At 68.0% G+C, this 13,594-nt stretch carries 13 protein-coding genes and 1 rRNA gene; 7 read left to right on the forward strand and 7 right to left on the reverse strand.

Features of this window, described 5'->3' with window-relative positions; all coding sequences use genetic code 11:
• Positions 1-176 precede the first annotated feature (176 nt).
• A 5S ribosomal RNA gene (gene rrf / locus ACFWQC_RS00005) occupies positions 177-293 on the forward strand.
• A gap of 344 nt (positions 294-637) precedes the next feature.
• Here rrf and ACFWQC_RS00010 read toward each other — a convergent pair.
• Positions 638-1,933, reverse strand: coding sequence for an MFS transporter (locus ACFWQC_RS00010; protein ID WP_378671522.1), 1,296 nt, complete (start codon positions 1,931-1,933; stop codon positions 638-640).
• A 56-nt stretch (positions 1,934-1,989) separates the two neighbouring features.
• The gene (locus ACFWQC_RS00015; RefSeq protein ID WP_378671523.1) at positions 1,990-3,012 is read right to left on the reverse strand and encodes a DUF2332 domain-containing protein; all 1,023 of its coding nucleotides are present in this window, start codon (positions 3,010-3,012) and stop codon (positions 1,990-1,992) included.
• Positions 3,013-3,087: 75 nt separating this feature from the next.
• Between ACFWQC_RS00015 and ACFWQC_RS00020 the strand changes: the two genes are divergently transcribed.
• Complete coding sequence (locus ACFWQC_RS00020; protein WP_378671524.1) at positions 3,088-3,888, forward strand: siderophore-interacting protein; 801 nt, start codon at positions 3,088-3,090, stop codon at positions 3,886-3,888.
• 36 nt (positions 3,889-3,924) lie between these two features.
• Here ACFWQC_RS00020 and ACFWQC_RS00025 read toward each other — a convergent pair whose 3' ends face one another.
• From ACFWQC_RS00025 to ACFWQC_RS00035, 3 genes are read right to left on the reverse strand one after another with little or no spacing between them, the layout of a single operon-like run.
• Positions 3,925-5,190 (reverse strand): Nramp family divalent metal transporter, encoded by a 1,266-nt coding sequence (locus ACFWQC_RS00025; protein ID WP_378671526.1) that lies wholly within the window; start codon positions 5,188-5,190, stop codon positions 3,925-3,927.
• A 21-nt stretch (positions 5,191-5,211) separates the two neighbouring features.
• Positions 5,212-6,441: an RNA polymerase sigma factor gene (locus tag ACFWQC_RS00030; protein ID WP_378671528.1), complete on the reverse strand. Its 1,230-nt coding sequence runs from the start codon at positions 6,439-6,441 to the stop codon at positions 5,212-5,214.
• 52 nt (positions 6,442-6,493) lie between these two features.
• Positions 6,494-6,922, reverse strand: coding sequence for a YciI family protein (locus ACFWQC_RS00035; RefSeq protein WP_378671530.1), 429 nt, complete (start codon positions 6,920-6,922; stop codon positions 6,494-6,496).
• A 153-nt stretch (positions 6,923-7,075) separates the two neighbouring features.
• Between ACFWQC_RS00035 and ACFWQC_RS00040 the strand changes: the two genes are divergently transcribed.
• Complete coding sequence (locus ACFWQC_RS00040) at positions 7,076-7,960, forward strand: LLM class flavin-dependent oxidoreductase (RefSeq protein ID WP_378671532.1); 885 nt, start codon at positions 7,076-7,078, stop codon at positions 7,958-7,960.
• Here ACFWQC_RS00040 and ACFWQC_RS00045 read toward each other — a convergent pair.
• The gene (locus tag ACFWQC_RS00045) at positions 7,957-8,775 is read right to left on the reverse strand and encodes a nicotianamine synthase family protein (RefSeq protein ID WP_378671534.1); all 819 of its coding nucleotides are present in this window, start codon (positions 8,773-8,775) and stop codon (positions 7,957-7,959) included. The two genes, ACFWQC_RS00040 and ACFWQC_RS00045, sit on opposite strands and share 4 nt — an antisense overlap.
• A gap of 196 nt (positions 8,776-8,971) precedes the next feature.
• Between ACFWQC_RS00045 and ACFWQC_RS00050 the strand changes: the two genes are divergently transcribed.
• Together ACFWQC_RS00050 and ACFWQC_RS00055 are read left to right on the forward strand one after the other, a co-directional pair.
• Positions 8,972-9,349, forward strand: coding sequence for a YciI family protein (locus ACFWQC_RS00050; RefSeq protein ID WP_091044421.1), 378 nt, complete (start codon positions 8,972-8,974; stop codon positions 9,347-9,349).
• A gap of 1 nt (position 9,350) precedes the next feature.
• A complete protein-coding gene (locus ACFWQC_RS00055; protein WP_378671536.1) occupies positions 9,351-10,583 on the forward strand; it encodes an RNA polymerase sigma factor in 1,233 nt (410 codons plus the stop codon).
• 4 nt (positions 10,584-10,587) lie between these two features.
• Here the strand turns inward: ACFWQC_RS00055 and ACFWQC_RS00060 are convergent, their stop codons facing one another.
• Positions 10,588-11,202, reverse strand: a complete 615-nt coding sequence (locus ACFWQC_RS00060; RefSeq protein ID WP_378671538.1) for a TMEM165/GDT1 family protein — start codon at positions 11,200-11,202, stop codon at positions 10,588-10,590.
• A 247-nt stretch (positions 11,203-11,449) separates the two neighbouring features.
• On the opposite strand from ACFWQC_RS00060, the gene ACFWQC_RS00065 reads away from it, so the two are divergent.
• Positions 11,450-12,280 (forward strand): HAD family hydrolase, encoded by an 831-nt coding sequence (locus ACFWQC_RS00065; protein ID WP_378671540.1) that lies wholly within the window; start codon positions 11,450-11,452, stop codon positions 12,278-12,280.
• A gap of 458 nt (positions 12,281-12,738) precedes the next feature.
• Positions 12,739-13,593, forward strand: a complete 855-nt coding sequence (locus tag ACFWQC_RS00070) for an urea amidolyase associated protein UAAP1 (RefSeq protein ID WP_378671541.1) — start codon at positions 12,739-12,741, stop codon at positions 13,591-13,593.
• The last annotated feature ends 1 nt before the right edge of the window (position 13,594 follow it).

Raw genomic sequence — 13,594 nt, forward strand, 5'->3', positions numbered from 1 at the left:
GTTGATAGGCCGGAGGTGTACAGCAGTGATGCCCAGCCGACCGGTACTAATAGGCCGAGGGCTTATCTTTCATAAACCCTCAACAAAAACAACAAACGAAGACCGTCAAGTCTCGCGTCCACAACCAACTGTTGTAACACAGGTTTGGTCACCCCGATAGTGGTGATCTCTAGAGTTACGGCGGCCATAGCGAAGGGGAAATACCCGGTCCCATCCCGAACCCGGAAGTCAAGCCCTTCAGCGCCGATGGTACTGCAACCGAGAGGTTGTGGGAGAGTAGGACGCCGCCGGACATATCTTTGCGCAGGGCCACCTCTTCGGAGGTGGCCCTGCTGCCATTTGTAGTCATTTCCGATGCGCTGTGTCGAGCCGTCGAGGTGCGCCGTATCGGGACCGTCGAGACGATTATCGGGCCCTCTTCGCGCCACGCCCGGTTGACGTGGGCTGCCATGCGAGGTCCAATGTCATAGTTGCAGTCCGTACCAACAACACCTCGAACAAGGAGTTCCCATGGTCAAGAAGCTGCTCATCGCCGCCGTCGTTGCCGTGGGTCTCGGCGTGGCCATCAAGCTGGTCACCAGCCGCTGATCCAGAGCTTCTCCAGCTGCCCGGCGCCTTTCGAGGTGCCGGGCAGCTGTCATTTGGTGCCCTGTGAGGCTTCCTCGTCCGGCGTGACCGAGGCAGCAGAAGCGACGACCTCTTCCTTCGGGACGTCGACCTCAGCCAACGACCGGCGAGCGCCGGGGATGGCGAGGATGCCGCCGACCATGAGGAAGAGCAGGATGCCGGCGAGGACGAGCAGTGACTCGACCGAGAACTGATCTGCGAGCGGGCCGAAGACCACCATGGAGAGCGGCATGGCAACGGACATGACGATCCCGACGATGCCGAAGACTCGCCCCTGCATCTCTGGTTCGACTCGCTCTTGAAGGATGGTGAATGCGGGTGCGGTCAGGGCCGAGAACGCGACCCCGATCAGCAGGCCGAAGACGAAGAAGACCCACATGTTGGTGGAGACTCCGAGTCCGACGACGAACAGCCCGATGAGGACGACGGAGCCGACCATCAGGCGCATGCGGTGGACGATCTTGGGCCCGAGCACGGCCATGGCGGCGCCGCCGGCCAGCATGCCGAAGCCCCAGAACAGCTCGTTCGCGGTGAGCTTCCAGACTTCGTCGCCGAAGGTGCGGGTGACCATGAGCGGGGTGAGGTAGGAGGGGGCTCCGACCATCACCATGACCAGCGTGAACAGGACGAGGATCCAACGCACGTGCGCATGGGTGGAGACGTACTTGAGGCCGGCGCGGAGGTCGCCGAAGTAGGAGACCTTCCCCTGGTCGGGGCGTACGAGACGGGCGACCGGGACGAGAGCGAGCAGGCCGACACCGATGAGGGCCGTGATCGCGTCGACGAAGAAGACGGCGACGATGTCCATGCTGGCGTAGATCACCGCGGCGAGTGCCGGGGCGAGGAGCGTCATCGCTGACTGGATGGTCTGGAAGGCTCCGTTGATCCGGAGCAGCTGGGACTCCGGCACGATCTGCGGGATCATCGCCGTGACCGCAGGCATCTGGATGCCGGCGAAGACCGAGCGGATGGCCAGGGCGAGATAGATGATCCAGAGGTCGTCGATCCCACTGACCATCAGGCCGGCCAGGATCAGGGTGGCGACCGCAATGGTGGCGTCGGATCCCATGATGAGGAACTTGCGGTGATGTCGGTCGGCCCAGACGCCGCCGAAGATCGACATGAACGCCTGCGGGAGCATCCCGAAGACGAGGCTCAGCATCAGCACTGACCCGGACCGGGTCTCGATGGTGAGGTGCCACATCACGGCGTACATCACCAGCATCGAGCCGAGCAAAGAGACCGTTTGGCCGGCGAGGAAGATCGCTGCGTTGCGCCTCCAGCCGGAAAGCTCGTCGGCGGGCATGCCGAACAGCCTTTACCCGGACGCGCAACGCGTCAACCGACTTTGGTCTCGCGCGGCTACGCCAGGATCAGCGGCGGGCCGTGGTGGGTAGAGCGGGCGAGCTCGTCGCCGTCAAGGCTGAGCGCGGGACCGTCGGCGCGGACGTCCCATCCCGAGGCCGTCTGGGCCGGCGGTACGCCTTCCATGCTGACGTGGGCGATGGGCAGGCGCCCACGCGCCTCGGCGACGGCAGCGCGTACGCCGGTGCGTACCTCGATCGGCCAGTACTGCTCGGTGATCGACTGCCAGACGACCGTGAGCACATCGGCGTGGATCGCTTCGGTGAGCTGTTCCTTCAGCCAGGTGTCGGCCGAACCGACGTCGACGACGGGCGGGTCGCCGGCCGCGACCTGCAGGGCACCGGCGAGCCGGGCGTGACGTTCGACCTGATGGGGCCATACGAACGAGGTCAGGTACTCGCGTCCCGCCGCGGTGGAGACATCGACAGGCGCGAGGTCGCAGCCACGGCGCGCGACGACCTCGAACGGAACCGGACGTACCCCGGAGCTCTGGGTGTTGATCTTCAGCGGGCTGTCGGTGGGGCCGTACGCCCAGTCCTCGCCGTAGAAGTGGTAGCGGTCGACGAGCAGGTTGAGCCCCGCCGAAGCGCCCGGCTCGAGCAGCCGGACGCGGTGCAGGCCGGTGCGGCGTACGGCCTCGAGGATGCCGATGAGGAGACACGCGGAGCGGCCGACCTCGTTGGTCTGGGGCGCCACCTCCAGACCTGCGCGGAGCTCGTCGACGTGGGCTGCGAGCACCTCCTCGAACGATGGCCAGGCGGTGCCGTACGCGTCGTCGCCTCCGAGGTTGGGATAGAAGCGCTCGAGCTCGGGAGCGTCGCCGCGGAGGACGATGCGGTGAAGGGCCGCCAAGAGGCGCAGCTGCACGGCATCGGCACGGGAGGCGTCGAGGTGATCCCGGCAGATCTCGGTGACGGGACCACCCGCGTCGAGGTCGTCCGCGAACCGGTTGAGCAGCCAGCCGTAGAGGTGCTCCTCGTGGCCGAAGTGATCGCGGAAGAGACCGGAGAGTGTCGCCATGGGCACATCCAAGCACTGATGCGCGCTTGTGAGTGTAGGTAAGGTAAGCCTTACTTAAAGGGAAATGGAGCTGGCATGGGATTCGACGACGGCCGGAAGCTGAAGGGCGTGTACGCGGCCGAGGTGCTGCACAACAAGCAGGTCACGCCGCACATGGTGCGGCTCACCTTGGGAGGCGATGATCTGCGACGCTTCCCGCAGCGCGGCTTCGACCAGTGGTTCCGGCTCTTCCTGCCGCGACCGAACGGAGAGGCCACCAACTTCGACGCGGTGCCCGAGAAGCTCGGGACGATCGACTACCTGAGGTATCTGAGGCATGGCGACCGGCCGCCGCTGCGCAACTACACCGTGCGCGAGTACCGGCCCGACCTCGGTGAGATCGACGTCGACTTCGTCGTGCACGGGGATCTCGGGATCGCGGGCCCGTGGGCGCGTACCGCACAGCCCGGGGAGCGGGTCGTGCTCATGGATCAGGGCACAGGCTTCGACTTCGCTCCGGACGCCTCGTTCCACCTGCTCGTCGGGGACGAGTCTGCTCTTCCGGCGATCGTCGGGATCCTCCGGGACATGCCCCGCGACGCGCGCGGCCTGGCGATCATCGAGATCCCGGACATGGCCGACGTCCAGGACGTCTCCGGGCCCGAGGGGGTCGAGGTCCGGTGGCTGGCTCGAGGTGACTCCGCCGGACAGCCCGGGGCGCTGGCGATCGCCGAGGTGAAGGCGTTCACGCCCGAGGTGCCGACCACGCTCTCGGCCTACCTCGTCGGTGAGCGGACGATCCCGGTCGAGGGACGGCGCCATCTGGTCTCGCTCGGGGTGCCCAAGTCGCGGATCACCTTCGTCGGCTACTGGCGGATCGGCAGGGCGCAGGCGTAGAGCCTGGCGCTCGCCGATCCGCCGGATGCCTGGACCTCAGTTGAGCAGGTCCTGGATGGAGGTGCGGATCTGGTCGAAGGCGAGCCAGGCGAAGATCAGCGCGCAGATGATGAGGCCGATGTTGGAGACCCACTTGTTGCGCCACTCCGCGGGAGTGTGGCTGGTGTTGAGGAGCCAGAGCAGGGTGACGGCCAGGAACGGCATGAAGAAGGCGCCCAGGACTCCGTAGATGAGGATCAGCCAGGTGGGCTCGTCGGCGAGCAGGAGCCAGATCATCGGCGGGAAGGTGAGCCAGAGGATGTAGGAGCGGTACCAGATGCCGCCGCTCTTGGCCTCGGGCTCGTCGGCCTTTCCTCGGATGGTCCCCATGAAGTCTGCGAACATCAGGCTGACGCCGTTCCAGACGCCGACGAGGGACGACATCGCCGCGGCCCAGAAGCCGATCAGGAAGAGCTTGCCGAACCAGTTGCCGTAGCGGTCGGCGAGCACCCTGGACAGGTCGAGCATGCCCTGGTCGCCGGTGCCGATGGCGATGTTGGCCGAGTAGAGCAGTTCGGCGCCGACGATGAGGGTGGCGACCACGAAGATGCCGGTCACGACGTAGGCCGTGGTGTTGTCGATCCGCATCACGCGCATGAACTGCGGCGTGTGCCAGCCCTTCTCCCGCAGCCAGTAGCCGTAGGCGGCCAGGGTGATCGTGCCGCCGACGCCGCCGGCGACCGAGAGGATGTTGACCAGGGAGCCTTCGGGGATCGTCGGGACCAGGCCGACGAGGAGGTCGGGGAGGTTGGGCAGGGTGACGAGCGCCGCGCCGACCATCGTCACGAACATGATGCCGACCAGGACCGCGAGGAACTTCTCGAAGAGGCCGTAGCGGCCGGCCCACACGATGGCGAGACCGATCAGGCCGGACAGGATGCCCCAGACCTTCACCGACGCGAACGAGAACAGCGCGGTCAGTGCCAGGCCGGTGCCGGCCATCGCGGCGGCACCGTAGATGAAGCCCCAGATCACGATGTAAGGACCGAAGTAGATCGTCGTCCAGATGCCCAGTCGCCGCCATCCCTGGAAGATCGTCTCGCCGGTCGCCAGGGTGTAGCGCCCGGCGCCCTCGACCAGGACCACCTTCAGGACGCATCCGACGACGACGGCCCACAGCAGGGCATAGCCGTACTTGCTGCCGGCGATCAGGGTGGCGACCAGGTCGGCGGCCCCGACACCGGTCGCGGCCACCACGAGGCCGGGCCCCAGGATCCGCCATCGAGGGGCTTCGGCTGTCTCTGTCCTCGCTGCGTGTGACATGGGGGACAGGTATACCCCGTTTTAGGTAAGCTGCGCGATCTTTTGCTGAAGGACGGCACGTTCCCGGTCGTTCGTGCACATCCCTGCCGCCCGCTCCAGCTCCTTGCGTGCCTCGACGGTTCGGCCCAGCCTGCGCAGGAGCTCTCCGCGTACGGTCGGGAGGAGATGGGTGTGGTCGAGCCGCTTGTCCTCCGCGATCCGGTCGACGATCTCCAGGGCACGGAGCGGTCCGTGGGCCATCGCCACCGCCACGGCACGGTTGAGGTCGACGATCGGGTTGGGTGCGATGCGGCCCAGGGCCTCGTAGAGGACGATGATCCGCTCCCAGTCGGTGGTCTCGACCGAGTCGGCGACCGCGTGGGTGGCGGCGATCGCGGCCTGGAGCCCATAGGGCCCGAGGCCCCGTGGGGTCGCCTGCTCGAGGGCGGCCAGGCCGCGGCGTACGGCACCTTGGTCCCATCTGGTGCGGTCCTGGTCCTCGAGCAGGACCGGGTCGCCGGCGGCATCGGTGCGTGCCGGGAAGCGGGAGGCGGTCAGCTCCATGAGCGCGAGCAGTCCGTACGCCTCCGGCTCGTCGGGCAGCACGCCGATCAGCACCCGGGTCAGTCTCCGCGCCTCGCGCGCGAGGTCGGTGCGGATCAGATCCTCGCCGGACGTGGCGGTCGAACCCTCGGTGAAGATCAGGTAGAGGACGTTGAGCACGCCGGCCAGACGCTGCCGGCGCTCGTCGGGCGAGGGCACCTCGAAAGGGACCTTCGCGGCCGCGATCGTCTTCTTGGCCCGGGTGATCCGGGCCTGGATCGTGGGCACCGGCACCAGGAACGCCCGGGCGATCTCCTCGCTGCTCAGACCGCCGACGACCCTGAGCGTGAGCGCCACCCGGGCCTCCTTGGACAGCACCGGGTGGCAGGAGACGAACATCAGCGCGAGGACGTCGTCGTCGATCCGCTCGATGTCCAGCTCGTCGTCGTACGCCTCGTCCTGGTCATGGGCGATCGCCTCGTACTTCTCGCGCTGGACGCCGGCGCGGCGGATCGTGTCGATCGCCCGCCGCTTGGCGGTGGTCATCAGCCAGCCGACCGGGTTGGCCGGCTGGCCGTCGCGCGGCCAGGAGACCAGCGCCTCCGCGAGGGCCTCCTGGGCCGCGTCCTCGGCGAGGGCGAAGTCGCCGGAGTAGCGCGCGAGCGCGCCGACGATGCGGGCGGACTCGATACGCCAGATCGCCTCGACGGCGCGCGTCGCGTCACTCATCGTTGTCTCCCCAGACGGTCATCTCGACAAGCTCGATACAGCGTTTCGACCCTCAGAGCTGCCCGGTCTTGGTGCGCCAGTCGAGCTCCTTCTGGATCCACGGGTTGTCCTGCGGGAACTCGTCGATCGTCGGCACCCGACGGATCTCGACGGCGGAACCGGGGAAGCCGCCGACCCGCTTGGCCCACTCGACCGCCTCCTCCTTCGAGCCGACCGAGATCAGGTAGAAGCCCCCGAAGAGCTCCTTGGTCTCGCCGTAGGGACCGTCGGTGACCACCGGTGCCTCCTCGGCGTCGGTGTAGGTGACGACGGTGTGCTCCTCCGGGTCCAGCCCCTCCATCGCGAGCAGCACGCCCGACTTGATGAGCTCGTCGTTGAGCTTCCCCATCTTCTCGAGCATCTGCTCGAAGGGGATGGCGGCCATCGCGGCGTTCTGCTTGTCCTCGTCGATGGTGCGCCAGATCAGCATGTACTTCGGCATCTCGGTTTCTCCTGTGTCGGTCGGGCCGTCTTGCCGGCCCGTTCACCCCTTGGTCGAACGAGGTCTACGCGGGATCGACAACGCTGCCAAGAATTTTTTCGGGACCGTGGTCTCGACAGGCTCGACCACCAGCCCCCTGGGTAGGTTGGGGACGTGAAGATCTCGCTGTGGCCCAGTCCTGCCGTTCCCACTGCCGACATCCTTGCCGAGGCGCAGGCGGCTGACCAGGCCGGTTGGTACGGCGTCTGGTTCGCCGACCACTACATGCCCAACACCGGCTCCGAGGAGATCGACGACGGGCCGATGCACGAGGTCTGGGGGGTCCTCCCGGCGCTGGCCGCGACCACCGAGAACGTACGCATCGGGCCCCTCGTCTCCCCGACGACGATCCATCACCCGGCGCTGCTCGCGAACCGGTCCGTGACGATCGACCACATCGCCGGCGGGCGGTTCGTGCTCGGCATGGGGGCCGGCTGGCAGATCAACGAGCACAAGGCGTACGGCATCGACCTGCCGAGCGCGAAGGTGCTCGTCGACCGGTTCGAGGAGGCGATCGAGGTCACCCGGTCGCTGCTCGACAAGCCGCGTACGACCTTCGAGGGGACCCACTTCCAGCTCACCGACGCCCCGTGCGAGCCGAAGCCGGTGGCCTCGCCGCTGCCGATCCTGGTCGGTGCCAAGGGACCGCGGATGCTGCGCGTCGTCGCCCGGCACGCCGACGAGTGGAACACCTGGGGCACGCCCGAGAGCGCCGGCGCGGTGCGGGCCAAGCTCCTGGAGGCGTGCGAGCAGGTGGGCCGCGACCCCGCGACGATGAAGACGACCACCAACTTCATGCTCGACCTCGACGGTGCGAACCCGGGCTTCGCCAGGACGCAGACGGGCTCGGCGGGTGAGCTGCAGGACCTGATCGGCCGCTATGTCGAGGCAGGGTTCGACGAGTTCATCCTGCCGACCTGGAATCTGGGTGAGACCGGTGCCGAGCGGATCGAGCGGGCGGCACAGCTCAAGGCCGAGGTCCTCGACCCGGCAATCTAGGCCCGAGCGAGGATGGCGCTGTTGATCACGTCGGTTCCCGGAGCGTCGACCTCGGGGTTGGCGTCGGCGACCACGTTCAGGCCGGCGAGAGCCTTCGGACCGACCCGCGGGTAGAGCAGCGTACGCAGCCCCCGGGCGCTCCGCGCCAGGACGAGGCCACCCGGGGCGAGAGCGGTGACTGCCTTGCTGAGCACATCGGCTTTGGCGGCATCGTCGGACCCGACCAGGCCGGCGAGAAGCACGACGTCGACGGGGTGCGGTGGCGTGGCGGCGGAGGCCTCGGCGTGCTCGAACGTCACGCCGACGGCACCCAGGCGTCCGAACGCGGCGGAGGAGAGCCGGATCGCCTCGGCGTCGTGGTCGACGCAGTGCACCGCGATGCCCTGGACGGCCAGACAGAGCGCGGTCAGGGGGAGCGGCCCCGAGCCGAGGAGCAGCACGTGCTGGGGGACGGTGCCCTGGCGACGTACGGCTTCCAGCTCCATCTCCACGAGAAGCCGGTAGTTCTCGCGGTAGGGGAAGCGGGCGAACGCCGCCGCGGGGTCGGGGGCGCGCGAAATCTGACGGGCCCAGACCCGCTCGAGCGCGTGCTCGCCGGCGGACGCGACCGATCGGAAGAGGGCCGGTGACCGCGACGGCGGCAGCGCGGCCAGCACGGTCTCGGCCTCCGACTCGGGCACGCTCAGCACCGCGGTCACCAACCGGTTGAAGAGCGCGTCGACGACCATCCCGGGCTCCAGCGACGGCTGGTCGAGCAGGTCGTCGAGGGTGGAGACAAGACGTTCGTCGATGGCTTCGAACGTTCCCGGATTCACAACCGGTCACCCTTCCACATCGGTGACGGCCGCTGCACGGTGTTCCATCAGGAGCCCGTTCCGCGGCACGGAAGTCGCCTCACTCGTATCGCACGCGTCGGCGGCTCGCTTCTGGGACGATGTAGAACTACGCCACTCGGCTCCGACGTATCCCCGTAAGCACGCCTACGGAAGGCGCCGACGAAAGGGAAGAGCCATGAAGTACGTCATCCTGATCCACTCCAACCCGCAGCCGTGGGGTCACCCGACGGGTGACTTCATTCCCGAGTTCCAGTCGCTGCCGCAGGCATCCAGGGAGAAGCTCAACGCGGCCTTCGAGGGGATCATGGAGGAGCTCTCGGCCAACGGTGAGCTCATCGGCGGGCAGGCGCTCGCGGATCCGGCCTCGGCCAAGCTCTACCGGTGGGAGGCCGGGGAGCCCATCTCCACCGACGGCCCCTACTCCGAGGCGAAGGAGCATCTGGCCGGCTTCTTCCTGATCGACGTCGAGTCTCAGGAGCGAGCCGAAGAGGTCGTACGCAGCTTCAGCGGCCCTGGTGAGACGGTCGAGCTACGGCCGGTGGCAACCTACTGACATGACGGTCACGGGAGTCGAGGACGTGTGGCGGCAGGAGTCCGCCCACGTGCTCGGCGCCCTGCTGCGAGTCCATCCGGACCTCCCCGACTGCGAGGACGCCGCCCAGGAGGCGCTGATCGCCGCCAGCCAGAAGTGGCCGTGCGACGGCCTGCCGGCCGACCCGCGGGCCTGGCTGATCCGGGTGGCTCATCGGCGGCTGATCGACCAGATGCGCGCGGACACGGCCAGGACCCGGCGCGAGGTCGCCGACGGGATCGCCCGGCGGCTCGACGAGCCGGACCCGACCGCCGTTGAGATCGGCTCGGCCTACGACGACTCGCTGCGGCTGATGATGATGTGCGCCCATCCCGCGTTGCGCCGCCCCTCCCAGGTGGCGATCACGCTGCGCTGCGTTGGCGGTCTGACGACGTCGGAGATCGCGGCTGCGTACCTGGTTCCGGAGGCGACCATGGGGCAGCGGCTCAGCCGGGCGCGGGCGACGCTGAAGGACGAGGAGTTCTGCTCGCCGGCGCCTGACGAGCTGCCCGAGCGGATCGCCTGCGTGCTCGACGTCTGCCACCTGATCTTCAACGAGGGCCACACCCGCACCAGCGGCCCGGAGCTGCAGGGGATCGAGCTCACCGACGAAGCGATCCGGCTGACCCGGATCGTGCGCGGGGTGCTCCCGGAGCACGACGAGGCCACCGGCCTGCTTGCGCTCATGCTGCTGACGCAGGCCCGCTCACGCGGTCGCGTAGACCACCTCGGCGACCTGATCCCGCTCAAGGACCAGGACCGCTCGCAGTGGGATCGGGAGCTGATCCGCGAAGGTGTCGCACTGCTGGAGGACGTACTCTCCGAGGGGCCGGTGGGCCGCTATCAGCTGCAGGCCGCGATCGCCGCGGTCCACGCCGAGGCGGAGTCGTACGAGGCCACCGACTGGCTCCAGATCAACCTGCTCTACGGGATGCTCGCGCAGGTTGCGCCCTCGCCGGCGGTCACGCTCAACCGGGCCGTCGCCGTGGCGATGAGTCTCGGCCCCGAGTACGGGATCGAGATCGTACGCGACCTGCTGGAGCACCCGGCGATGCAGCGTCACCACCGCGCCCATGCCGTGCTGGCGCACCTGCTCGAGCAGTCCGGTGACATCGCGAGGGCTCGGGAGCACTATGTGCTGGCGGCCCGGCTGACCCAGAGCGTGCCGGAGCAGCGCTACCTGAACCGCCGGGTCGAGTCGCTCGACCACCCCTGACACCTCACAGCTGCACGACGCCGTCGATCACGAGGATGATCCCGAAGATCGCGAACAGCGCGGCGGCACCGTACTTGATCACGTTCTCGGGGAGCTTGCGGCCCAGGAGCGCGCCGACACCGATGGCGAGCGCGTCGGCGGCGACCATCCCGACGGTGGAGCCGATCCAGGTGCCGAGCCAGCCCTCCTGGGTGGCCAGGGTGATCGTCGCGAGCATCGTCTTGTCGCCGAGCTCGGCCAGGAAGAACGCGATGCCGACCGCGATGATCGCCATGCCGCGGCTGTTGCGGGCCTTCTTCGCCTCGTCCTCGGTGAGCTCGTCGCCGCGCAGGGTCCAGCCGGCGAAGAACAGGAAGGCGAGTCCCGCGACGATGGTGATGTAGTGCTGCTGCTCGGCGAAGGCGTCTCCGATGAGGGCGCCGATGGCGACCGAGGCCAGATGGACGATCGCGGTGGCGGCGGTGATCCCGATGATCACGTCCCGAGCCCGGTAACGGGTGGCGAAGGTCATCGCCATGAGCTGGCTCTTGTCGCCGAGCTCGGCGACGAAGATGACCGCGGTCGAAAGCAGGAAGGCGTACACAGGGTTCCTCTCCGGCACCGGCCGGAGGAGTCCCATGAGGGTTTGATCGTCCTTCGACCAGCACCGTCATGTTGATACGGATGCTTGGTCGAAGGTCTCGTCCGCCACTTGGTGGCCGATCGCGCCGGGCCCTGAGGCCAGTGTGTCGACACGACTGTTGAGGACTACTCCCCTTCGCGGGCTCAAGTGTAGGCCAGAGGCCTCGCTCGGTCGCACTCGGGAGGTCGGTGACCTGTTCGCCGAATTCCCTCAGCACGGATCCGATCCTGGTTAGGCTGACTTCATGGACGAGGCCGGAGTGCGCGCGGTCCTCTTCGACCTGCACGACACGCTCGTCCCGAGCGGCCATCCCGCCGAGCACGCCGCGGTGGCCAGGGGGATGGGCGCGGATCTCGGAGTCGACCCCGATGCGTTCGCGGCCGCGGTCGCGGACACCTTCGACGATCGCGTACGCGGTCTGATGGCCGATGTGCACCACACCGTGCGCTACCTCGCCCGGCGGGTCGGCGGGTCGCCGACCGAGTCCCAGGTGGAGAGCGCGATCACGCGGAGGCTGAACTACTCGCTCTCCCTGCATGCGGCGACCTGGGCGCTGCCCGCACTCAAGGCGCTGCGCAAACGAGGGTTCAAGCTCGGCCTCGTCGCCGACTGCGGGGCGGCGACGGTCGCGATCTGGCCGCAGAGCCCGCTCGCGGACCATCTGGACGCCGTCTCGTTCTCCTGCCAGACCGGCGTACGCAAGCCGGACTCGGGCGCCTACCTCGTCGCCGCGGCGGCGCTGGAGGTGCGCACGGGCGAGTGTGTCTACGTCGGTGACGGGGCCGACCATGAGCTCAGTGGGGCCGAGGCGGTCGGGATGCGGGCGGTGCGGTTCCGGTCCAGGGCGCTCAAGGAGCTCGACGAGGCGGTGTATCGAGCTCGAGATGCGGTGTATCGAGCTTGTCGAGATGACGTCGCCTCCGACCTGGACCCCGACTGGCGGGGGCCGACGATCAGCGACCTCGTCGACCTCGTCGGGATGATCGGGATTCCGATTCCACGCGAAGGGTCCGAATCGCGGACGTTCGTCTCCGGCAATGTGGTGCCGTGGGGTTCCAAGAGACCGTCCCGCTGATCTCCGGCTGAGGTCTGCACTCGTCCGGTCGTGGTCTCGCGACGACGTCCGGTGTCGGGTCAGGGTCCCACTCCTACGGGCCGATGTCAGCCGAACCAGCGATCCGCCGGGCTTTCGGTCCGCTCCTCGGCACGGTGCCGGAGTGCCATCGAAACGGTGTCCGATATCACACCGAGCGTGTTACCTGTCTTTTGACAGGTCGAGCGCTCGCCGGGCGGGCCCCGTCGTCGAGGGGATCGCTCCATCAGGCGGCACCGCACGCGGGAAATGGTCCTTCCCCCCTAGCGAGTTCCGACCGAAAACGGTAAGAATCGATCGACCGACAGGGAAGAAATTCTCCGACTCCGACCCCACATTTCGGACTCAGGTTTCCAACAGTCTTGGTTTGCCCCCGACGCCCTTGACCTACATGCTTACCTGTCAGTCGACAGGTTAATCATGCTTCAAGGAGGACCCGGGTGGCGCTAGCTGCAGACCACAGCACGGACACGGTGCTGAACGCACGGGCAGATGCTCGCGCGCAAGGGGGGCAGGTCAGCGACTGGATGCCGTACCTACCGGCTTCGTCGAGCCCGTTCTGTCCGGGCGACGTCGACCCGGACACCCTGACATGGGCCGAGACGGTCGCTCCAGGGAGCTACACCCACAAGGTCCTCGCCCGCGGTACGCGGTTCCGGCTCGAGGACCCGACCGGTGAGGCCTGCGCCCACACCCTCGTCTACAACGCGCTCGAGCCGACCGAGCGGCTCAACGTCGCCGACACCCAGAAGATCCCGTGGCAGGCCTATCTCGGTGCCGGCCACCCGCTGCTCTCCGGTGACGGCCGTGTGCTCGCCACGATCATCGCCGACTCCTCGGGCCGGCACGACGCGTTCTGCGGGACGAGCACCGCCGCCTGGAACGCGCTGCGCTACGGCACCGCGCTGCCCGAGGGGCCCGCACCCGCCGGCCGTGATCTCTTCGTGAAGGCGGCCGCCAAGCACGGGCTCGGGCCGGCCGACGTACCTCCGTCGGTCTCGTTCTTCCAAGGAGTCCGGGTCGCCTCGGACGGGAGCTTCGACTGGTTCGGCTCCTCAGGAGCGGGGACGTCGGTCGAGCTCGTGGCCGAGCTGCCCCTTCTCGTGCTGATCGCCAACGTCCCGCACCCGCGCGACCCACGTCCGGAGTACGTCGTCGGGCCGCTGCGCGTGCACGCCTGGCGTACGCCGGAGACCAATCCCACGACCCCGGCGGACGAGCGTTTCGACGCCTCCCCCGAGGTTCGGCGGGCGTATCTGAACACACTCGACTATGCGGAGGCTCGGGGCCTGTGAC

Origin of the sequence: Nocardioides sp. NPDC058538 (genome assembly GCF_042719275.1) — a bacterium.
Lineage (GTDB): Bacteria > Actinomycetota > Actinomycetes > Propionibacteriales > Nocardioidaceae > Nocardioides.